Below are 20,251 nucleotides of genomic sequence, written 5' to 3'. Positions count from 1 at the left end.
GAGGTCGAGGTCAACGGCGGGGTCGTGGTGTACGAGTTCGTCGGGCCGGAGGACGGTGAGGTGGTCGTGCTGACGCCGGGTGGTCGGTTCAGCAAGGACTACGGCGGTGTCCATGAGCTGGCGGAGGCGTTGGCTGCGGGTGGCAAGCGGGTGTTGCTGTGGGATCGGCCGAACTGTGGGCGGTCGGACGTTCAGCTGTACGGGCGGTCGGAGTCGCACATGCGGGCGGAGACGCTCGGGGTGATGCTCGAGAAGCTCGGGATCGAGAAGGTCGTCGCGGCCGGTGGATCGGGCGGGGCGCGGGACATGATCGTGTTCACGATGATGTATCCGGAGAAGGTCACGAAGCTGTTGACCTGGTGCATCGTCGGGGGCACGTTCTCCACGATGAGTCTGGCGGGTGTGTACGTGCTGCCGGAGCTTCGGGCGGTTCGGGCCGGGGGGATCGAGGCGGTGCTGTCGATTCCTGGTGCGGCGGGGAGCTGGGCGGATCTGTGCGAGGCGAATCCTCGGAACAAGGAGCGTCTGCTGGAGGTCGGGGCCGAGGAGTTCGAGCGGGTGATGGAGCGCTGGTTCGATGCGTACATCCCGAAGGCGAACGAGGCGATCCCGGGGGTGGCTGACTGGGAGTTCGCGCAGGTGCAGGTTCCGACGTTGATCGTGCGTGGTGGTGCGAAGGACTACGACCACCCGGCGCGGACGTCGCGGGAGGTGCTGTCGCTGATCGAGGGTGCGCGGCTGATCGAGCCTCCGTGGCCCGAGGACGCCTGGGAGCAGGCCGCGGTGGCCACCGGACAGGGTCGCGGCAGCCTGTTCGACTTCTGGCAGCTGGGCGCGCCCGAGTTCCTCGCCTTCATCGACGAGTGAGCATCCGCGAGTAGTCGACACCGTCGAGGAGGGGAGATGGCGATGCCCGATGCCGAGGTCGAGGTCAACGGCGGGGTCGTGGTGTACGAGTTCGTCGGGCCGGAGGACGGTGAGGTGGTCGTGCTGACGCCGGGTGGTCGGTTCAGCAAGGACTACGGCGGTGTCCATGAGCTGGCGGAGGCGTTGGCTGCGGGTGGCAAGCGGGTGTTGCTGTGGGATCGGCCGAACTGTGGGCGGTCGGACGTTCAGCTGTACGGGCGGTCGGAGTCGCACATGCGGGCGGAGACGCTCGGGGTGATGCTCGAGAAGCTCGGGATCGAGAAGGTCGTCGCGGCCGGTGGATCGGGCGGGGCGCGGGACATGATCGTGTTCACGATGATGTATCCGGAGAAGGTCACGAAGCTGTTGACCTGGTGCATCGTCGGGGGCACGTTCTCCACGATGAGTCTGGCGGGTGTGTACGTGCTGCCGGAGCTTCGGGCGGTTCGGGCCGGGGGGATCGAGGCGGTGCTGTCGATTCCTGGTGCGGCGGGGAGCTGGGCGGATCTGTGCGAGGCGAATCCTCGGAACAAGGAGCGTCTGCTGGAGGTCGGGGCCGAGGAGTTCGAGCGGGTGATGGAGCGCTGGTTCGATGCGTACATCCCGAAGGCGAACGAGGCGATCCCGGGGGTGGCTGACTGGGAGTTCGCGCAGGTGCAGGTTCCGACGTTGATCGTGCGTGGTGGTGCGAAGGACTACGACCACCCGGCGCGGACGTCGCGGGAGGTGCTGTCGCTGATCGAGGGTGCGCGGCTGATCGAGCCTCCGTGGCCCGAGGACGCCTGGGAGCAGCGTGGCCTACGACGGCGCAGCGGCGAGGAGGTCGGCTTCGAGTTCTGGGTCGACGGCGCGCCATCCTTCCTCGCCTTCATCGACGAGCAGAGCACCGGCGGGGCCGTGGCGTGATCCGTACCCGAGACCGTCATCCTGTCCCGCCCTGGGCGACTGTCGGCGTGCTCGCCGTCACGGGGGTCCTCGCGGCGTTGCAGGGGACACTGCTGCTGCCGCTCGTGTCACAGCTCCCCGAGATCTACGGGGTCGGGACGGTCGGGGCATCGTGGATCATCACGGCGACGATGCTCGCCGGGGCGCTGGCGACGCCGATCGTGTCCCGGCTCGCCGACATGTACGGCAAGCGACGTCTCGTCGTCCTCGCGCTCGGCGTGCTCCTCGTCGGATCGGTCCTGCTCGCGCTCACCGAGGACTACGTCGTGGCGCTCGTCGGCCGCACGCTGCAGGGCGTGACCGCGTCGGTCCTCCCGGTCTCGATGAGCATCCTGAAGGATGTCCTTCCCCCCGAACGCGTCGGCTCTGGTATCGCCCTGGTGAGCGCCACCCTCGGGATCGGGTCGGCCGTCGGGCTCCCGCTGGCGGGGCTGCTGTACGGCTCGCTCGGCTACAGCTCGCTGTTCTGGCTCGTCTCAGGGTTCGCCGGTCTGCTGGCGCTCGCGGCCTGGTGGCTCCTCCCGCGCGGCGAGTCCGCCGGCGAGAAGGAGCGGTTCGACTGGGTCGGCGCCGCCCTGCTGGCCATGGGACTGGTGCCGCTCCTTCTTGTCCTCTCCCAGGGGAACACCTGGGGTTGGGGGAGCGCGACGACGCTCTCCTTCCTCGTCGCGGCCGTGGTCGCGTTCGCCGTATGGGTTCCCTGGGAGCTGCGCACGCACGAGCCGGTGATCGATCTGAGGTTGACCGCTCGTCGCCCGGTTCTCCTGACGAACATCGCCTCGATGATCATCGCGCTGGGGCTCCTCTCGAACCTGCTGCTCGCGTCGCTGCAGTTCGGCAGCCCGGCCGAGACCGAGGCAGGGCTCGGGCTCACGGCTGGCCAGACCGGTCTGGCGATGGCGCTGCCTGCCGCGGTCTTCGTGGTCGCCGCCCCGATGCTCGGTCTGCTGCTGCGACGGTACGGCGGACGCCTCGTCCTGCTGGCCGGCTCGCTCACGATGGCGGTCGCCTACTCGCTGCGCGTGGTCCTCGACGACTCGGTGGTCCACGTCGTTCTCGGGTCTGTGCTGATCGGCGCGGGCAGCACGCTGGCGATGGCGGCGATGCCGATGATCATCATGTCGGCGGTTCCACGACGTCACACGGCGTCGGCGAACGGCGTGAACTCGCTGTGCCGGATGATCGGCACCTCGGCGTCCACCGCGGCGCTCGCGGCCCTGACGACGGCGACGGCGGTCGTCGTGGCGGGCCACGAGGTCCCCACGCCCACCACCATCCACATCACGTGCTGGGTGCTCGCCGGCGCGGGGCTGGCCGCGACCGTCCTGGTGTGGTTCATCCCGCGCGACCACGAGCACGTGGAGCGCGATGCGGTCCCGGCATCGTCGTCAACTGCAGTTCCCCTAACCGGAGCAATAATTTGCTTCCCATTCGCCCCGACAACGACTGGCATCCCGAGAAAGAGAGTGAGGTCAAGATGATGGCACCCCGTGGACACCTGATCGACGCGAGCGTCCAGGTGTTCTTCAAGTCCGACGCGGACCTGCGGACCTACCTGCGTGAGCCCTTCAAGAGCCGGGGCTACCCGCACGTCGACGTCCCCTGGTTCGCCCCGCCCGGCCCGAGATACGTCGAGGGCTCCGACAACCCCGACGGTTCGCACCCGGGATCCGACCCCGAGCAGGTCGGCAAGGTGATCCTGGACGACCGAGGCTTCGACTTCGCGATCCTGCACCCGATGACGGCAGCGTCGATCCTCCCCGACTGGCACCTCGGCACGGCGATCCTCGCAGCCACGAACCAGATGCTGGTCGAGCGGTGGCTGGAGTCCGACACCTACGCGGACCGGTTCCGCGGGACGATCCGGGTCAACCCGCGCGACATCGACGGCGCGGTGAGAGAGATCGAGCGCTGGAAGGGTCACCCGCGGATCGTGCAGATCGGACTCCCGATGCAGACCGAGGAGCCGTACGGGCGGTCGCACTTCAAGCCCCTGTGGCGGGCCGCGTGCGACGCCAACCTCCCGATCGCGATCCACCTGGAGATGGGAGCGGGCATCACGCACCCGCCGACGCCGTCGGGCATCACGCGGACGTACTCGCACCTCGCGGCGTACCAGCCGATGACGTTCGTCTGGCACCTCCTCAACATGATCGCGGAGGGGGTCTTCCAGGAGTTCCCCGATCTGAAGGTGGTGTGGACCGACGGGGCGGCCGACATGCTGACGCCGTTCATCTGGCGGTTCGACACCTTCGGCAGGCCCCACCTGGAGCAGACGCCGTGGTCGCCGAACATCCCGAGCTCCTACCTGCCCGACCACGTCTACTTCGTGAACGGACTGCTCGACGGACCCGGCGACGCCGACTTCGCCGACGAGTGGCTCCGGATGACCGGCAAGGAGGACATGCTCCTCTTCGGCTCGAGCTACCCGAGCTGGCAGACGGTCGGTCCCGACGACCTTCCCCGGGCCTGGAGCGACGACCAGCGGGCGAAGGTGCTCGGTGGCAACGCAGCCAAGCTGTACGGGCTCGATGCCGCCGTGCCGGCACCCGCCTGACCTGAACGATCCACGATCGGCCACTCCACGAGAGGAAGAGACAGATGACGATCGACACGACGCACGAACGCAAGGTCGGTTCCGAGCAGGTGCAGGTCCGGGTGGTCGACAGCGATGTCCACCCGACCCCGCGGTACGGGGAGATCGACCAGTTCATCTCGGACAGGCTCCGCACCCTGCTCGCGCAGCGCAGCGCGATGGCAGGCAACCCGGTGTACTACGACGCGCCCGACTACAACCACGCCTTCGCGATGAGGACGGACTCGTTCCCCGACGACGGCAACTTCGCCGGGTCCGATCCCGACCTCACGTTCCGGCAGCTCATCATGGACGCCGGCTCCGACATCGCGATCCTCGGTCCGCTCCCCAACGGTGGGCAGACCGACGAAGAGGCACACGAGCTCGCCGCGGCGTACAACAAGTGGCAGGACACGTGCTGGCTGGACAGCGAGAACAACTGGCACCAGCGCTACCGCGGCTCGATCTGCGCCGCGATCGAGATGCCCGAGGAGGGTGCGCGGGAGATCGAGCACTGGGTGGGACACCCCTACATGTCCCAGGTCCTCATCAACGCCGAGCCGCGCCCGTCGTGGGGACACCCGAAGTACGACCCCGTCTGGGAAGCGGCGACGCGGCACGACATCCCGGTCGCGTGCCACCTCGGGCGAGGGCAGCACAACGAGCTCCCGATGTCACCGGTCGGCTTCATGACCTACAACCACGACCTCATGGTCTCGTACTCGATGCTCGCCGCGAACCAGGTCATGAGCCTGATCTTCGACGGCGTCTTCGACCGGTTCCCGACGCTGAAGATCGTGCTGATCGAGCACGCCTTCAACTGGATCCTGCCGCTGATGTGGCGCATGGACGCGATCTACGCGGCGCGGGGACCGGAGAACGGCCTGAAGCGCAAGCCGTCGGAGTACGTCAAGGACCACATCTGGTTCACGACCCAGCCGCTCGACTATCCCGAGGACAAGCTCGAGCTCACGAACGCGCTCGAGTGGATGGAGGCCGACAAGCTCCTGCTGTTCTCGTCGGACTACCCGCACTGGACGTTCGACGACCCCCAGTGGGTGGCGAAGCACATGCCCGAGCAGTGGCGCGACAAGATCATGTTCCAGAACTCGATCGATCTCTTCCACCTGCCGAGCACCGTCCCTGCTCTGCCCGGACAGAAGAGGCCGTACTAGATGCGCGAGAGAGAGACCGTCCGGGCGCCGCTCGCCCGGGGGCGCGAGCACGTGGTCGCGACCGTGGACGAGATCGCGCCCGGAGGATCGAAGGTCGTCCCGATCGGGCGCTACGGCGTCGGCGTCTACAACGTCAACGGCAAGTTCTACGCGATCGCCAACTACTGCCCCCACGAGGGCGGTCCGCTCTGCGGCGGTCGTACGCACGGCCAGACCGTCGTCGACGCGGAGCAGCCCGGCGGCGCCGCGGAGGTCCGGGACGGCGAGTTCATCTACTGCCCCTGGCACCAGTGGGGCTTCGAGCTCGCGACCGGGACGACCGCGGTCAAGCCGGAGTGGAGCATCCGCACCTACCCCGTCCGGGTCGACGGCGAGAACGTGATCGTGACGGCATGAGAGGACATCGATGAGCCTGACAGCAGACGACGCCGTCGCCATGGAGGTGGTCGCGTCGTACCCGAGCATCGAGCCACGTCTCCTCACGGGACTCGACGAGCGCGAGGACCTCGCCGCCTACCTCGCGACCGGAGGCTATGCGCCGGTCGACGATGCCGACCGGCTGCTGGACGACGTCCTCCAGTCCGGCGTACGGGGCCGCGGCGGGGCGGCCTTCCCGATCAGCCAGAAGATCGCGACCGTCCGTGCGAACGGCACGCCGGTCGTGGTCGCCAACGGCGAGGAGGGTGAGCCCGCCTCGATCAAGGACCGGTGGTTGCTGCGCCGTCGGCCGCACCTCGTCCTCGACGGGCTCCGGCTCGCCGCGGTCATGGCGGGCAGCGACGACCTCCACCTCTACGTCTCCGACCGGGCGGGTGCCCTGAGCATGGAGCTGGCGCTCGACGAGCTCGCCGAGAGCGGGGTCTGGGACGGCCGTGTCACGGTGACCGTCGTGGAGCCGGCGTACGTGGCTGGGGAGGAGACCGCCGCCGTCCAGGCCCTGAATGGCGGCCCCGCGCTGCCGACCGATAAGCCGCCGCGCCCGTTCGAGGAGGGCGTCGGCGGTCGCCCGACGATGGTCAGCAACGTCGAGACGCTGGCCAACCTCCCCCTGGTCCAGCGGCTGGGGCCGGCGCGCTACCGCGAGGCCGGCACCGACACCTCGCCGGGCACGTTCCTGCTCACCCTCACCGGGTGCCGCTCCGCAGGGCTGTACGAGGTGCCGTTCGGCGAGACCCTCCGCTCGGTGCTGACGTGGCTGGGAGAGGACGTCGAGGCCGTCGGCGGATTCCTCATGGGCGGCTACTTCTCCGGTGTCATCGGGCCGCACGCGCTCGATGTCCCGCTGGACTACGACGCGATGAAGGCCGCGGCCTCCGGGCTCGGGTGCGGTGCGGTCGCCGTGATCTCGTCGACGCTCTGCCCGGTGACCGTCTCGGCCGCGGTGATGGCGTACTTCGCCCGTGAGAACGCCGGCCAGTGCGGGTCGTGCTTCAACGGAACGGCGGCGATGAGCGCCGTGCTCGGGGCGCTCTCCGACCACCAGGCGGAGGAGTCCGACGTCGAGCGGCTGCGCTACTGGTCCTCGTTCCTGCGCGGGCGAGGGGCGTGCGGCACCCTCGACGGTGCGACGAACGTGGCGGCGAGCCTGCTGAGGGAGTTCCCCGACCTGGTCTCAGCACACCTCGACGGCGGCTGCGTCATCTGCGGCTCGGCCGGAGACCGACTGTCCGATCCACCGTTCGTCGTGGCACTGCCCGTGGCGAGCCGAGCACAGTGAGGAGACCCCCGCGGTGAAGATCAAGCTCGACCGAACCCTCTGCGACGGATTCGGCATCTGCGCCGACCATGCGCCGGAGACGTTCTCGCTCGACGAGTGGGGCTACGTCTCGCTCGTCGGGACGGGAGACGTCGCGCCGGAGGACGAGGAAGGCGTGCGGCGCGCGCTGCTGGACTGCCCGGTCCACGCGATCCTCGCGTTGCCTGCCACGGCACCACCGCCACCCCCGCCGTCGCCGAAGGCCGCGCACCCTGTGGTCGCGCCACCCGTGGTCGCCGGCACGTAGCCCGAACCCCTGAAGAGGAGCCAGCACTGATGACGAACGCGATCATGGTGGTCAAGACGAACCCTGTCGGCGGGCGGGAGGACGAGTTCAACGCGTGGTACTCCGGTCAGCACGTGCCGGAGATCCTGCGCGTCCCTGGCTTCGTCGGGGCGCGGCGCTACGTGGCGCTCGACCAGCCGGTGGACGACGGCGGTGATGCCGGCTTCCGGTACGTCGCGATCTACGAGATCGAGGGGCCGGTCCCCGACGCCCTCGCGGCTCTCGGAGCGGCGGGCATCGAGCCCAGCCCTGCGATGGACGAGCGAACGTCGGTGGCGGTCTACACGACGTTCCCGCCGAAACCCTAAATCAGCCAACCAGTTGGTTGACTACCTACCTCTGCGGTCCTAGCCTGGGAACGTGCTGAGACGACAGAGGAACGCGCGCGGGAGCGACCACGGGCGAGCGGAGCGCCGGTGACGAACGGAGATCCGTCCACGGATGACGATCGGCAGACCGGCCTCGTCACGTACTCGAGGACGCTGCTCGCGCCGGCGGAGCTGGCCCGCAGAGACCGGGCGTACGCGGCGCTCACCGAGGCCGTACGAGAGCTGTGCGACGCGCAGCTGAGGACCGAGGTCGACCTCGAGGAGGTCGGGGCGGTTGCGGCCGAGGTGCGCGCCGTGACCGCGCGGCTGCTCACGTCGGCGCGCGAGCGGTCCTTCGGCATCGAGCTCGGTCACGACGGCGGGGCGCGCGAGCACGGCAATGCCGTGCTCGGTCTGCGGAACCCGTTCGCCTGCGCGGTCGGCGCCCGGGCGATGTTCTGGGACGACCGGGGTGCACGCGCGACGTTGGAGCTCGGCGCGCTGTACGAGGGGCCGCCTGGGTGCGTCCACGGCGGGGTTCTCGCGCTCGTGTTCGACCAGCTGTTCACCGAGGCGGCGGCCGCGGTGGGGCAGGTCGGCATGACGGCCGAGCTGACCGTGGCCTACCGGCGTCCGATCCCGCTCGGCACCGTGACCGTCGACGCCTGGCTGGAGGTCGTCGACGGCCGTAAGCGCCGCATGCACGCGACGTGCCACGACGGCGACGGCAACCTCACTGCCGAGGCGGAGGCGCTCCTCGTCCTGCCGCGCTGGCTCGAGGGGTCGGACGCGATCTGGCCGAAGCGCCCGCCCGTGGACGCGCTCGACGGCGACGTCTCCCTCGACCCCTCGGTGACCTGACGTCGGCCTGTCGGAGTCAGCGGGCGGCGGAGGCCCAGTCGCGGACGTCGCGCTTCAGCACCTTGCCGCTGGGGTTGCGCGGGAGCGGGGCGTGACGGACGTGCCAGACACTCGGCACCTTGAACGCGGCCAGCTCCGCCGACGCGAGCGTACGCAGCGCGTCGACGTCGACCTGCTCACCCTCGTGCGGGACGACGACGGCGGCGACCGCCTCTCCGAGGTCCGGGTCCGGAACGGCGACCACGGCCACCTCGGCCACGTCGGGGTGCGCGCCCAGCACCCGCTCGACCTCGGCGGGGTAGACGTTCTCCCCGCCGCGGATGACGACGTCCTTCAACCGATCGACGAGGCGCAGCCGGCCCGCGGCGTCGAAGACGCCCAGGTCCCCGGAGTGGAACCAGCCGTCGGAGAAGGCCGACTCGGTCTCGCCTGGCGTCCAGTAGCCGGCCACGACCTGGGGTCCGCGGACCCACACCTCGCCGACCTCGCCGGTCGCGACCTCTGAGCCGGAGTCGTCGACGAGCTTGACCTCCGCGCCTGGGACGGGGAGCCCCGCGACCTGCGGGTTCGCACGGACTGCGGCGCCACTCTGCTGCACCGCCGACGACGTCGTCTCGGTCATGCCGTACCCGTGGTTGATCGACACCTGCGGCCCGACACGGCGGAGGACGAGGTCGACGAGCTCGGTCGCGCCCGGCGAGCCTCCGATGCCGATGGAGGACACCCGCGAGAGGTCGTACGCGGGGAGCGCAGGCGAGGTGAGGAGCCGGCGCAGCATCGTCGGGACCAGGACCAGCGCAGTGATCTCCTCGCGGACGCACAGGCCGAGCGCCTCGTCGGTGTCCCATCGGTACATCAGCACCATCTTCATCCCGCCCGCGGCGGCGTTGTAGACCGACGAGACACCGCCGATGTGGAACAACGGGAACGGGTTCAGCATCGCCGGCTGGGCGGTGGGCGTCGGCGCCACGGCGTCGTCGCCGGCGATCTGCCGCCCGACCTCGGCCTGGAACCCCACCGTCATCATGAGCGTCGTGTGGTTGCGGTGGGTCGCCAGCGCGCCCTTCGGTCGACCCGTCGTCCCGGACGTGTAGATGATCGTGGCGGGATCGTCGGGCTCGACGTCGCACGGGGGCAGGGCGTCGTACGACGGGGCGCTCGCGAGCAGTCGGTCCCAGCGCCGGTGGGGTGCGGGGACGGCCTCGTCCGTACGGGTCACGACCGTCGTGGGGAGGGCGTCGTCGGAGCCGGCGGCCGTGCGCAGCCGCTTCCAGCGCTCCCCGTCGGCGACGAGGACTGCGGGCGCGCAGTCCTCGACCGCCCACTGCAGCTCGCTGCCCGTCCACCACGCGTTGAGGGGCACGGCGATCGCGCCGAGGGCGTGGGCCGCCCAGAAGGTGATGACGAGCTCGGGGACGTTGCGCATCGCGATCGCGACCCGGTCGCCCTTCGTGACGCCGAGGTCGTCGCGCAGCACGTGTGCCAGGGTGGCGACCTGGGTGTACAGGTCGTGGTACGTCAGCCGCTCCGCCTCGTACACCAGGGCGTCCCGGTCGCCGTGCGCTCGTACCCCCTCGAGCACGGCGCGCAGGCTGGCGGGAGCGTGCCGGTAGACCCGCACGGTCCGCCCGCCGGCGACCGTCTCGACGAGCTCGTACGGGGCGCCGGGAGCCAGCAGCGCCTCGCGCACGTCCAGCTCCGTCGCCGACACGGGCGGGGAGGGCGTCTCCGTGCGGGCGCTCACGACAGCTCCTCGGCCGCGCGCTCGGCCCACAGGTCGGTCGTCCGCAGGAAGGCACCGGAGTCCGTGTCGTCGCCCATCGCGCCGGCGCGGAACCGGACGGCCGTCCGCAGGCAGAGACACGCGAGCCGCCAGCTTGCGAGGGAGCGATAGAGGGGAAGGTCGTCGACGGAGGCGCCGGTCGCGGCCACGTACGTCTCGACGACCTCGTCGGGTCGCAGCGATCCGGGCGCCGTCGTGGGCGGCGGCGTCCCGAGCATCGCCTCGGCGGGAGCGTCCCAGAAGACCAGCAGCGATCCGAGGTCGGCCAACGGTTCGCCGCGGGTGACCAGCTCCCAGTCGAGGATCGCGCGGATCGTCCCGTCCGGTGCCGTGATCGTGTTGCCGAGTCGGTAGTCGCCGTGGACGAGGCGGCCCGCGGTATCGGTCGGGAGACGCCGCGCGAGGACGTCGCCGAGAGCGCGCAGCGCGGCGAGGTGCTGGGTGACCTCCGGGCTCGCGGTCTCGGCGATCGCGGCGAGGATCGACCCCCAGCGCCGGATCTGGCGCCCGTTGTAGTTCTCCTTCGGCCCGAGGTCGGCGAGCCCGACGGTCTCGGGATCGACAGCGTGGAGGGCGGCGAGCGCGGTCGTGAGGTTCGTCGTGGCGACCCGCAGCGTTGCGGCGTCGAACACTTGCTCGGCCTGCGCGGCCCCCGTCACGACGAAGCCGTCCACGAAGTCGGTGACGTGGCACGGGACGCCGAGTGGGTCCTCGGCCGTGCCCGTCATCCGTACCCGCGGGACCGGGACGTCGGTCTCCCACAGGGCGGACATCGTGCGCGACTCACGGTCGGGGTCGTGGGCGCCGCCGCCGGCCTGTCCGCGTGGCGGCTGGCGCAGCACCCAGACCTGTCCCGCACTGTCGATCACGCGGGACGTCAGCATGCTGTAGCCGCCGGTGATGCGTTCGACCCGGAACGGGGGGACGGCCTCGGGCAGACCGCGGGCCAGCCAGGCCTCGACCTCGGCGGGGAGCGCCGTGGGCCGCGTGGACGTCGTCATCGTGACGACATCCCGATCGGCAGGCCGTCCTCCAGCTGGTCGAGGATCTCGACGATGCCGGAGCCTCGCCGGCCGTCGCCCGTGGTGAACTCGTACGCGGCGTATCCGATGCGGGTCTCGAGCACCGTCCCGTCATCGCCCGGACGGTTGTGCCGGAGCGGGACGTACGTCGCCGGCGGGCGCGCGGTGGCCGTCAGGGTCACGGGGCCTTCGGCGGTCTGCACCTCGCAGACGACCCGCTCGCCGAAGCCGTCCGGTGTCCACGTGACCTCGACGTCGTCGAACGAGGCCTCGCTCAGGACGCCCTCGCGGACGACCGCGGCCTCGCGGGTGATCTGGCCGTCGCGACGTGCCACCTGCAGCACCATGAGCGCGCTGCGGTCGTCGAGGGACGCGGTGATCCAGCGGTACCAGAGCGGGCCGGCCCAGTCGCGTGGTCCCCACGAGTGGTCGCGCAGCCCGGCCGCCTTCTCGAGCGGGTAGGCGGTTCCGTCGACGGTGATGGTGCCGTCGACCCCGATGAACTGCTCGAAGTGTCCCCACGCCATGGTCGACTCGAGGTACTTGTCGGGGTCGTCGCCGTTCGTCCCGAACGACCGCCCGTGGGCGTGGACGGCGAGATCGAGCGTCACCTGCCGGCGGGGTGCCTCCTTGAACGCGGCCCGCGGCTCGGTGAGCACACGGGGGTCGGCGAACGACGCGAGCTCTCCCTCGTACCGGAGACGCTGGCGTGCGTGCGGCTCGAGGATGTCGATCTCCAGGCCGCCGGCCTTGATCTGGTCGACGGTCACCTCGCGGGTCCGTTCGTGGCCGAAGAGGGTCTCGTCCGGCAGGAAGAGCAGGACGGACGCCTGGCCTGCGGGCTGGTTGGCCTGCATCGCGACCCTGACCCAGCCGGTGATGCCGGAGGCGACCGAGGAGAAGTTGTAGTACGTGCTCTCGTTGTACGCCGGATCGTCGTTCGGCGTGTGTCGGAACTCGTGCTCCGGGGCGATCGACTCCGCGAGCATGCCCATGCCAACCCTCCTGCAATTAGCCAACCGAATGGTTGGTAACCTAGGCACGCCGGACCCCGCTGTCAAGCGCGGGAGGCCGGGTGAGCCGCTGGCCAGAGACGCAGGAGGCACGATGACCGATCGGGACGCGTGGGCGGACGTGACGTACGAGACCGTGGCGCCCGGGGTGCACCGCATCCCCGTCGAGATGCCTGGCGAGGGGTTGGCCGCCACGAACGTCTACGCCGTCGTCGGAGACCGCTCGGTGGGTCTCGTCGACGCCGGGTGGTTCGCGGGTGACGCGATGGGCGACCTCGAGCGTGGGCTCGCCGCCCTCGGCGCCGGACTCGGGGACGTCGGCACGATCGTCGTGACGCACATCCACCCCGACCACTACACGCTTGCCGTCGAGCTGATGCGGCGTACGCGGTGCGAGATCCTTCTCGGGTCGGGCGAGCGGCACTCGCTCGCGCTGATCCTCGACCGGGAACGCGGCATGTCCGAGTTCGGGGTCTCGTTGCAGCGCTGCGGGGTGCCGCGGTCGATGGTGGAGTCGCACGCACGGTCCGACGTCGACGTCGCGCTGTACGCCGAGCCGACCGGGTGGCTCCACGACGGCGACGTCGTGCTCCTCGGAGACCTGGAGGTGGAGGCGGTCGAGACTCCCGGGCACACCCGCGGGCACGTCTGCTTCGCCGGCGACGAGATCGGTGTGCTGTTCACCGGCGACCACGTCCTGCCGCGGATCACACCCGCCGTCGGCTCCGAGCCGACCGACCACCTCCACCGGTCGCTCGCCGACTATCTCGACTCGCTGACCCGCATCCGCAGGCGCCCCGACGCCGCGATGCTCCCGGCGCACGGGGTCGCGGGGGCGAGCGTCCACGAGCGTGTGGACGAGCTGCTGCGGCACCATGAGATCCGCCTCGACCAGTGCGGCGAGGCCGTGGCCGCGGGGGCCCGCACGGCGTACGAGGTGGCCAAGCAGGTGCCGTGGACCAAGCGCGAGCGGGCCCTCGACTCGCTCGGGCCGATGGACCAGCTGATGGCGGTCCAGGAGACGCGGGCGCACCTGGAGGTGCTGTCGATGCGGGGCCGCGTCCAGCAGGCGGCCGACCCGGACCTCGACGTGTACGACCTCGCCTGACGCACCACCCGACGATGCACGGGCCACAAGAACAGACCCGACGCCGTCGCCACGGGCTGGCGACGACGTCGGGTCTCGTCCGGTCCTGTGTGTCAGACGGGGTTGTGGTCGTAGACGGGGACGGTCCAGTCCTCCGCCTTGCGCTGGTCGCCCTCGAGCCGCTTCCCGTCGCGGTACGGCTTGTCGAAGTAGAACTGCTTCGACCAGCGGCGGAAAGCCGAGTAGTAGATCTCCTCGCCGCCGGCGTACGGCGGGTGCTCGATGTACTTCTGGTTCTCCCAGATCGCGAAGTCGCGGCGGATCTGCGCGTCCTGGAAGCGGAGCATCTGCTCAGCGCGTCCGGTCGGCGGGTCGTCCATCGAGCTCCCCGGCTCGCGCGAGACCGCCATCGTGCAGAAGATCTGCGAGTGCTCCTTGTCGACCGGCGTCGTCGCGGTCATCTGGGCGGTGATGAAGTCGCCGATGTGAAAGCGCGCGAGCGACAGCCCGAGCCCCCACGCCTCGGTCTCCGTCTCGCCGTCCACGGGCCCGTCGGGGGTGAGCCAGGTCGTCGACTTGCCGTACCCGAACCAGTAGCCCATGCGCGTGTGGAGGTACTCGCCCTTCTCCTCCCACAGCAGCGGCCGGCCGGGCTGGCCGGTCCCGTGGACGAGGGGGAAGTGGAAGTAGTCGGGGGTGTTCTCGATCGGCATCTGGGTGATGATCTTGCGCACCCCGACGTGGTCGGCGCCGTACGGGTAGATCGGGTAGAAGTTCTCCTGGTCGCCGTACTCGGGGACGCCGGGGTACTCCCAGAACGGCGCACGGCCGTGCCCGTCGTACCAGACGAGGAGCAGGCCCTGGACCTCGGCGGTGTGCCACCGGTCCAGCGCGACCTTGCGTGTGGCGTTCGGCGCGTACGGGATCCCCTCGAGGGACCCGTCGGTGTTCCACAACCATCCGTGGAACGGGCACTCGATGCAGTCGCCCTTGACCTGTCCGCCGTGCCCGAGGTGCGCGCCGAGGTGGGCGCAGTAGGCGTCGAGGAGCGAGACCTCTCCGCGTTCCGACCGGAACAGGACCAGCTCCTGGTCGAAGAACTTGACCGGGCGCACATCACCCGGGGCAAGCTCTGCCGAGTACCCGATCTGATACCACCCTGTGGCGAAAACGTCGTACGGCCAATCCTTCATTCTCACGTCTCCGAACTCGTGTAATCCCAACCCACTGGTTAGTTGGTTATAATGCGGTACGACGAGCGCGGAGTCAAACGGGCCCCCGTCGTCGGCGAGCGGAGAGGGGACGCAGTGACCACTGCAGCTGAGGTCGGAGGGTCGGCCGACGTGATCCTGATGGACGACGTCTCGGGGACGGTCGTCGCCATCGCCGTGACGCGAGGGCGCCAGCTGTCGCTGGACCGCGTGCTCGTCTTCATGGCTGACGGGGTGACGCTCTGGTACGACCGTGACTTCGTGACCGCGAGCCATCACCCTGACGTGAGCTGGACGGTGGATGGCCGCGCCCAGCGCGTACGAGTGTCGGTGCACACCGCGCAGGACCTGGAGCCCGCTGAGCACCTTGCGGGCGCCGCCGCCGAGTTCCGGGTGCCTGTCACGGTGGACCTGTCGCTCGGGCCGATCTCGCTGCCCGTCCCGCGGCAGCGCGCGTTCGCCGACGGCGGGCTCGTCGGCTCCGAGGTGTATCGCGCCAGCGGCTCCGTCGCAGCGGGCAGCGTCGTGGCATCCGTACGGGGCCAGGCGTGGGTGGGCGCGACCGGCTTCGCGGCGAGCGGCACCGAGGACGGGACGCGGTTGATCGCGGCGTTCCAGGACGGCTCGGCGATGCTCGCCACCGCACCGCAGGAGCCGGGCGCGGTCGGCCCGGGTGCGTTCCAGGAGCGCACGGTGACGAGCCCGCTGACGGTGTCGGTGCTGAACGTGGAGGGGCCATCGCGTCGGATCCCGACGCGGATGATCTGCCAGCTCGACGGAACGCCCAGCTCGACCGGGGGCTACACCGTCACCGGCGGCTACCGCAGCCTCGACCAGCACCTCGCATTCGTCCGGGCGAGCGCCGACGGGCAGGGGTGGGTACGCCGGGCGTTCACCCCGTACGACGTCTCACGATCCGGGGTGACCGGTTTCGGGCTCCTCGAGCAGGTCGGGCGGGTGTCGTCCCCGAACGCGCCGTCGGTCGTCGGCACCGGCATCCCCGAGACCTTCTGAGCCCGGGGCGCCAAGACGGTTCAGACCGCCGGTGAGGGAGCCTGCGCTGCTGGCGCGACCGCGCGCGTGCGCGGCAGCGCCATGGCCAGGACGCTCGCGACGAGCATGGTGGCGGCCAGCACGACGAAGCCGACGACGTACCCGGACTCCTGCGGAAGGCCGTCCGCCCTCAGGCCGGCGGTGACGACGGTCGCCATCGCCGCCGCCCCGACCGCGCCGCCGATGTTGCGGACGTTGAAGTTCACCGCGCTCGCGACGGCGGTCTGCCCCGGGTCGACCGAGACCACGACGAGGGTCGACAAGGCTGCCAGGTTGACGCCGAGCGTGAAGCCGTACGCCGTGAGAGTCAGCGCGATCTCCCACGCGTGCGACCGTGCGGCGACCAGGGTCAGCAGCGACAGCGCCATGACGATGCTCGCTCCGATGACCACGCGACGCGGGCCGTACCTCCTAGTCAGGCGGGCCGAGGCGATGCCGCCGAGGAAGACGCAAGCGGCCATCGGCGCAAGGACGAGGCCCGATTCGGAGACGGTCGCCCCGAGGCCGTAGCCGGTCGTCCGGGGCGTCTGCAGGAGCTGCGGCACGTACGAGTAGACCCCGAACATGGCGAGGCCTAAAAGGAAGGAGACGACGTTGGCCGATCGCACCGCCGGGAGCCGCAGCATGTCGAGGTCGATGACGGGGTGCTCGGCGCGCCGCTCCAGCCTGACCCAGAGCGCGCCGACCACCACGGCAGCCCCGTAGAGACCGAGTGTGCGCGGATCGAGCCACCCCCATGCGGTCCCTTGGGTCGTCGCGAGCAGGAAGGCGGCGACGCTGAGGCTGAGGAAGGGCGCGGGGAGCCAGGACAGCCCGCCTGATCCGCTCGGCGAGCGGGGGACCACGATCGCCGCGACCACGGCGGTGATCGCCGTCAACGTCATGGGGGCGAGGAACAGCGCGCGATAGCCGAGGAGGTCCACCAGCGGGCCGGCGAGAACCAGCCCCACACTGGCGCCGATCCCTCCGAGTGCGGCGAGGGTCCCGACCGCGGCCGACGTGCGTTCCGCGGAGAACTCGTCACGGACGATGCCGAGCGAGAGCGGCATCACGCCACCACCGACGCCCTGCAGGACCCGGGCCGCGACCATCACTTCGAGGCTCGGTGCGTACGCGGCGACGAGCGAGGCGACCGAGAGCACCGCGAGGACGGTGACGAGCGTCCGCTTCTTGCCGTAGACGTCGCCGAGGCGTCCGACGATCGGTGTCGCGACGGCTGCCGCGAGCAGGTACGCGCTGACGACCCACGAGACGCTGCGCGCGTCCGCGTGCAGGGCGTGCTGGATCGCCGGCAGGACCGGGATGACCATCGCCTGGAGCAGGGCGAATGCCGTGACGGCCGACATGAGGACCGCGTACGTCGCCGGCCCGCGCAGTCGCTCGCTCACAGGCGCACCTTCCGGTTGTCCCAGCTGACGGGCTCCCGGTCGGGGGAGATGCGGAGGATGACGGTCTCGGCGTACGCACCCGCGACCTTGTCCGGAAGGGGAGGCGGGAGGAGCCCGGCGAAGCGCTCGTCCAGGATCTGCTTGATGCGCTCGGCGAGCTCCGGGTCCGCCACGATCTCGGCGCGACCTCCGATCAGCACGCCGCGAAGCTCGCTCCACGCGCGTCCTGCATGCACCAGCAGCGAGACCCGAGGGTTCGCCTCGATGTGTCGGACACGCTTCGCGGTGCGCGGCGTGCGTACGTAGGGGACGTCGTCGACGACGACGTACCAGACCGGGAGGGGGACCGGGGCTCCGGTGGGCGTCGTGGTGGCGAGGATGCCCTCGCCGTGCGTGCCCACGAGGGTGGCCCGCTCCGAGGCGTCGAGGGTGATTCCCATGTTGCGTGCTCCTGGGGTCGCAGGTGTCTCCTTGGGACTGTACTCGACCAAGTAGTTGGTTGAGAACCGTCTCTAGCGCAGTCCTGACGCGAGGGTCGGACAGAGAACGAGCGGGGCCGCTCCGCTCGGAGCAGCCCCGCTCGTCCGGGGGTTTCGCGAGGCCGATCAGCCGCCGGCCGGCACGACCAGGCCGTTCTCGGTCGGCGAGTACGGCACGAAGACGAAGTCGTCCTCGGTGACGTTCGGGAAGTGGTTCTCGGGTGAGAAACCGACCGGCATCACGTAGTTCGGCATGTCCTCCGGGCTCGCCTTCTCCAGGGCCTCCGTCATCTTCTCGGGGTCGAAGCTGCCGGCGAGCTCGGCGGCGTACGCGGCCAGCACCACGTCGTCGTACGCGACGAGGTAGGTGTTGATCGGGAACGGCAGCGTGCCGCCGGCCTCCTTCTTCACCGCCTCGTAGAACTTCTTGAAGGCCTCCGACTCCGTCTGCGGCGTACCCTTCACGTTGGCCGCGAGCTGCTGGAACTCGATGCCCTCCAGCGCTTCGGGCTCGGCGATCGAGTCGAGGTTGTTGGCGGAGAAGGTCTGCGCGGAGATGGTCGGAATGTCGGTGCCCAGCTTGGCCCGTGCCGCGACGACTGCCGTGGCGCCGGGGAAGTAGCCCGCGAGCACGAGAGCGTCAGGATCGTCCGAGAGGACCTGCTGCATCTGCGGGGTGGCATCCACCGCGCTCGGGGAGACGGCTGCAAAGGTCGCCTCGATGCCGGCCTCCTCGAGCGCCGGCTTGGCCACCGCTTGGAACGCCTGGCCAGAGGCGTCATCAGAGTTCAGCACTCCGACGCTCGTGTAGCCGTCCGCCTTCAGCTTGCCGACAAAGCTCGCGACGTAGTCGGGGATCGTGTGAGCGTTGCCGAAGACGAGTGGATACTCCTTCGGGTCGTTGAAGGTGTCGGCGGTGAAGTGCTGCGACGTGAACACCTTCGCGTTGTCGAGGATCGGGATCCCGGCCGGGATCTCCGACGCGCTGCCCGGCAGGACCGCGTGAGGCTTCCCGCCGGCGAGGAGCTCCTGTAGCTTGGCGGCCAGCTGGTCAGGGCTGCCGCCGCTGTCGGTGATGTTCAGCTCGAGCGGCTCGCCGAGGACACCTCCGTCGGCGTTGATCACGGCGACCGCCGCCTTGTTGCCGATCGACATCGCCTCGCCGACAGGAGCGACCGGCCCGCTGAGGGCCTGGAAGCTCTCGATCACCATCGGGCCTTCGGCCTCCGACGACGAGTCGGAACCCTCGGGATCGGAGCTGGCGCAGCCGCTCACGATCAGCAGCGCGGCGGCGAGTGTGCCGAACAGCGCAGTGCGTTCCAACCTCATTTTGCAGATCCTTTCCCGCGAAGTCTGTGACCATATAACCTCTATATGATTCAGATGTGACCCTAACCACACCTCTCGACGAGCGTCAAGGGAAGTTCACGACTTCGGATCCTAATCATTTAGTTGATTTGGGGTGACCGAAGTCATATGGTTCGGGGAACCGGCGAACCCGCTGGGCAGCTGACCTCCGTATGACAGGGGTGCACTCATGACCGTCGTTTGGGCTGGGTTGTCGGTCGGTGCGGTGTATGCACTGATCGCGATCGGCTACAACATCACGATGACGTTCGGTGGAACGTTCAACTTCGCCCACGGAGCGCTCGTCGTCCTTGCGGGCTTCTTCACCTGGTTCGTCGTGGTCGAGCAGGGCATGCCGTGGTGGGCAGCGGCGCTGAGCGGCGCCGTCCTCGGAGCGCTGGTGGCGGTGGTGGAGGAGCTGGTCGCGATCAGGCCGGTCATCAACAAGGACTCTCACGCGCTCCTGGTCACGACAGTCGGCGCGCTCGTCGTGATCGAGGGCGTCCTGATGGCGACCTGGGGTGACGAGCCGCGGTCGGTCCCCTTCTTCGGCGGGCAGGAGTCGTTCACGCTCCTCGGCGGCCGAATCTCGCCGGTCGACGTCTGGCTCATCGTCATCGCGGTCGGCGTCGGCGTCGGGTTCCATCTCTTCGCCCGACGAAGCCTGTGGGGTCTCGCTGCTCGTGGTGCCACCAGCGATCCTGACGCGGCGAAGGTACGAGGGATCAACGTGGCGGCCCTGCGTACGGGCTCGTTCGCTCTCGCAGGAGCCCTGGCAGGGCTCCTCGGCCCGGTTCTCGTCCCGAAGACCGGTGCGAGCGTCGGCATCACGATCACCCTGACCGTCTTCGGATTCGTCGCCCTGGCAGTCGGCGGCTTCGGCAGCTTCCTGGGCTCGATCGTCGGGGGGATGGTCATCGGGCTCGTCCAGGCGTTCGGCAACCGCTACCTGGGTGTCGAGTACCCGCCGTTGCTGCTCTTCGGGCTGCTCCTGCTCATCCTGCTTCTCAAACCCAGCGGCCTCTTCGGTCAACGCGGCGTCAGGACGGTGTGACC

Annotated in this window: 20 protein-coding genes; 13 read left to right on the top strand and 7 right to left on the bottom strand. The window is 69.9% G+C overall.

Features of this window, described 5'->3' with window-relative positions; genetic code table 11:
• The 10 genes from GH747_RS13145 to GH747_RS13100 all read left to right on the top strand — a co-directional run.
• The coding region (locus GH747_RS13145) for an alpha/beta fold hydrolase (protein WP_149770017.1) at nt 1–867 on the top strand (867 nt) is incomplete at its 5' end.
• A gap of 36 nt (nt 868–903) precedes the next feature.
• Complete coding sequence (locus tag GH747_RS13140) at nt 904–1,812, top strand: alpha/beta fold hydrolase (RefSeq protein WP_205602924.1); 909 nt, start codon at nt 904–906, stop codon at nt 1,810–1,812.
• The gene (locus GH747_RS13135; RefSeq protein WP_163695600.1) at nt 1,809–3,332 is read left to right on the top strand and encodes an MFS transporter; all 1,524 of its coding nucleotides are present in this window, start codon (nt 1,809–1,811) and stop codon (nt 3,330–3,332) included. Before GH747_RS13140 ends, GH747_RS13135 begins: the two co-directional genes overlap by 4 nt.
• Nucleotides 3,332–4,408 carry an amidohydrolase family protein gene (locus GH747_RS13130; protein WP_205602923.1) on the top strand — a complete coding sequence of 359 codons (1,077 nt, stop codon included), beginning with the start codon at nt 3,332–3,334 and terminating at the stop codon, nt 4,406–4,408. Before GH747_RS13135 ends, GH747_RS13130 begins: the two co-directional genes overlap by 1 nt.
• Nucleotides 4,409–4,452: 44 nt before the next feature.
• A complete protein-coding gene (locus GH747_RS13125) occupies nt 4,453–5,601 on the top strand; it encodes an amidohydrolase family protein (protein WP_149770014.1) in 1,149 nt (382 codons plus the stop codon).
• A complete protein-coding gene (locus tag GH747_RS13120; protein ID WP_149770013.1) occupies nt 5,602–5,997 on the top strand; it encodes a Rieske (2Fe-2S) protein in 396 nt (131 codons plus the stop codon).
• A gap of 10 nt (nt 5,998–6,007) precedes the next feature.
• A complete protein-coding gene (locus GH747_RS13115) occupies nt 6,008–7,318 on the top strand; it encodes an NADH-ubiquinone oxidoreductase-F iron-sulfur binding region domain-containing protein (RefSeq protein ID WP_149770012.1) in 1,311 nt (436 codons plus the stop codon).
• 13 nt (nt 7,319–7,331) lie between these two features.
• Complete coding sequence (locus GH747_RS13110; RefSeq protein ID WP_149770011.1) at nt 7,332–7,604, top strand: ferredoxin; 273 nt, start codon at nt 7,332–7,334, stop codon at nt 7,602–7,604.
• A 29-nt stretch (nt 7,605–7,633) separates the two neighbouring features.
• Nucleotides 7,634–7,951 (top strand): DUF4286 family protein, encoded by a 318-nt coding sequence (locus tag GH747_RS13105; protein WP_149770010.1) that lies wholly within the window; start codon nt 7,634–7,636, stop codon nt 7,949–7,951.
• Between the two features lie 108 nt (nt 7,952–8,059).
• Entirely contained in the window at nt 8,060–8,812 is a 753-nt protein-coding gene (locus GH747_RS13100) for a PaaI family thioesterase (protein ID WP_149770009.1), read from the top strand.
• Between the two features lie 16 nt (nt 8,813–8,828).
• Here the strand turns inward: GH747_RS13100 and GH747_RS13095 are convergent, their stop codons facing one another.
• Genes GH747_RS13095 through GH747_RS13085 form a run of 3 tightly spaced genes read right to left on the bottom strand, consistent with a single transcriptional unit; the run spans nt 8,829 to nt 12,612 of the window.
• Nucleotides 8,829–10,556, bottom strand: coding sequence for a class I adenylate-forming enzyme family protein (locus tag GH747_RS13095; protein WP_163695597.1), 1,728 nt, complete (start codon nt 10,554–10,556; stop codon nt 8,829–8,831).
• Entirely contained in the window at nt 10,553–11,596 is a 1,044-nt protein-coding gene (locus GH747_RS13090; RefSeq protein WP_149770007.1) for a phosphotransferase family protein, read from the bottom strand. The genes GH747_RS13095 and GH747_RS13090 overlap by 4 nt, the downstream gene beginning before the upstream one ends.
• On the bottom strand, nt 11,593–12,612 hold the full coding sequence (locus GH747_RS13085) for a DUF7064 domain-containing protein (RefSeq protein ID WP_149770006.1): 1,020 nt from the start codon (nt 12,610–12,612) through the stop codon (nt 11,593–11,595). Before GH747_RS13085 ends, GH747_RS13090 begins: the two co-directional genes overlap by 4 nt.
• Nucleotides 12,613–12,724: 112 nt before the next feature.
• Here GH747_RS13085 and GH747_RS13080 point away from each other — a divergent pair, with 112 nt between their 5' ends.
• Nucleotides 12,725–13,738: an MBL fold metallo-hydrolase gene (locus GH747_RS13080; protein WP_163695595.1), complete on the top strand. Its 1,014-nt coding sequence runs from the start codon at nt 12,725–12,727 to the stop codon at nt 13,736–13,738.
• A gap of 92 nt (nt 13,739–13,830) precedes the next feature.
• Here GH747_RS13080 and GH747_RS13075 read toward each other — a convergent pair whose 3' ends face one another.
• Entirely contained in the window at nt 13,831–14,910 is a 1,080-nt protein-coding gene (locus GH747_RS13075; protein WP_163695591.1) for an aromatic ring-hydroxylating oxygenase subunit alpha, read from the bottom strand.
• A 114-nt stretch (nt 14,911–15,024) separates the two neighbouring features.
• On the opposite strand from GH747_RS13075, the gene GH747_RS13070 reads away from it, so the two are divergent.
• A complete protein-coding gene (locus GH747_RS13070) occupies nt 15,025–15,942 on the top strand; it encodes a hypothetical protein (protein WP_163695588.1) in 918 nt (305 codons plus the stop codon).
• Between the two features lie 20 nt (nt 15,943–15,962).
• Here GH747_RS13070 and GH747_RS13065 read toward each other — a convergent pair whose 3' ends face one another.
• From GH747_RS13065 to GH747_RS13055, 3 genes are all read right to left on the bottom strand, one after another.
• Nucleotides 15,963–17,369: an MFS transporter gene (locus GH747_RS13065; protein ID WP_149770002.1), complete on the bottom strand. Its 1,407-nt coding sequence runs from the start codon at nt 17,367–17,369 to the stop codon at nt 15,963–15,965.
• Nucleotides 17,366–17,809 carry a pyridoxamine 5'-phosphate oxidase family protein gene (locus tag GH747_RS13060; RefSeq protein ID WP_149770001.1) on the bottom strand — a complete coding sequence of 148 codons (444 nt, stop codon included), beginning with the start codon at nt 17,807–17,809 and terminating at the stop codon, nt 17,366–17,368. The genes GH747_RS13065 and GH747_RS13060 overlap by 4 nt, the downstream gene beginning before the upstream one ends.
• A gap of 165 nt (nt 17,810–17,974) precedes the next feature.
• The gene (locus GH747_RS13055; RefSeq protein WP_149770000.1) at nt 17,975–19,177 is read right to left on the bottom strand and encodes an ABC transporter substrate-binding protein; all 1,203 of its coding nucleotides are present in this window, start codon (nt 19,175–19,177) and stop codon (nt 17,975–17,977) included.
• Nucleotides 19,178–19,385: 208 nt separating this feature from the next.
• Between GH747_RS13055 and GH747_RS13050 the strand changes: the two genes are divergently transcribed.
• Nucleotides 19,386–20,249 carry a branched-chain amino acid ABC transporter permease gene (locus GH747_RS13050; RefSeq protein ID WP_149769999.1) on the top strand — a complete coding sequence of 288 codons (864 nt, stop codon included), beginning with the start codon at nt 19,386–19,388 and terminating at the stop codon, nt 20,247–20,249.
• Nucleotides 20,250–20,251: the final 2 nt, after the last annotated feature.

The organism is Mumia xiangluensis (assembly GCF_010994095.1).
GTDB classification, from domain to species: domain Bacteria; phylum Actinomycetota; class Actinomycetes; order Propionibacteriales; family Nocardioidaceae; genus Mumia; species Mumia xiangluensis.
Note: the sequence above shows the minus strand (reverse complement) of the source record. Positions and strands in the feature narration are given on the sequence as shown.

Coding starts and splice junctions, on each gene's coding strand:
- GH747_RS13125 (WP_149770014.1), top strand. CDS start 4,453: ATGACGATCGACACGACGCACGAACGCAAGGTCGGTTCCGAGCAGGTG.
- GH747_RS13050 (WP_149769999.1), top strand. CDS start 19,386: ATGACCGTCGTTTGGGCTGGGTTGTCGGTCGGTGCGGTGTATGCACTG.
- GH747_RS13060 (WP_149770001.1), bottom strand. CDS start 17,809: ATGGGAATCACCCTCGACGCCTCGGAGCGGGCCACCCTCGTGGGCACG.
- GH747_RS13120 (WP_149770013.1), top strand. CDS start 5,602: ATGCGCGAGAGAGAGACCGTCCGGGCGCCGCTCGCCCGGGGGCGCGAG.
- GH747_RS13115 (WP_149770012.1), top strand. CDS start 6,008: ATGAGCCTGACAGCAGACGACGCCGTCGCCATGGAGGTGGTCGCGTCG.
- GH747_RS13080 (WP_163695595.1), top strand. CDS start 12,725: ATGACCGATCGGGACGCGTGGGCGGACGTGACGTACGAGACCGTGGCG.
- GH747_RS13130 (WP_205602923.1), top strand. CDS start 3,332: ATGGCACCCCGTGGACACCTGATCGACGCGAGCGTCCAGGTGTTCTTC.
- GH747_RS13075 (WP_163695591.1), bottom strand. CDS start 14,910: ATGAAGGATTGGCCGTACGACGTTTTCGCCACAGGGTGGTATCAGATC.
- GH747_RS13085 (WP_149770006.1), bottom strand. CDS start 12,612: ATGGGCATGCTCGCGGAGTCGATCGCCCCGGAGCACGAGTTCCGACAC.
- GH747_RS13140 (WP_205602924.1), top strand. CDS start 904: ATGGCGATGCCCGATGCCGAGGTCGAGGTCAACGGCGGGGTCGTGGTG.
- GH747_RS13105 (WP_149770010.1), top strand. CDS start 7,634: ATGACGAACGCGATCATGGTGGTCAAGACGAACCCTGTCGGCGGGCGG.
- GH747_RS13090 (WP_149770007.1), bottom strand. CDS start 11,596: ATGACGACGTCCACGCGGCCCACGGCGCTCCCCGCCGAGGTCGAGGCC.
- GH747_RS13055 (WP_149770000.1), bottom strand. CDS start 19,177: ATGAGGTTGGAACGCACTGCGCTGTTCGGCACACTCGCCGCCGCGCTG.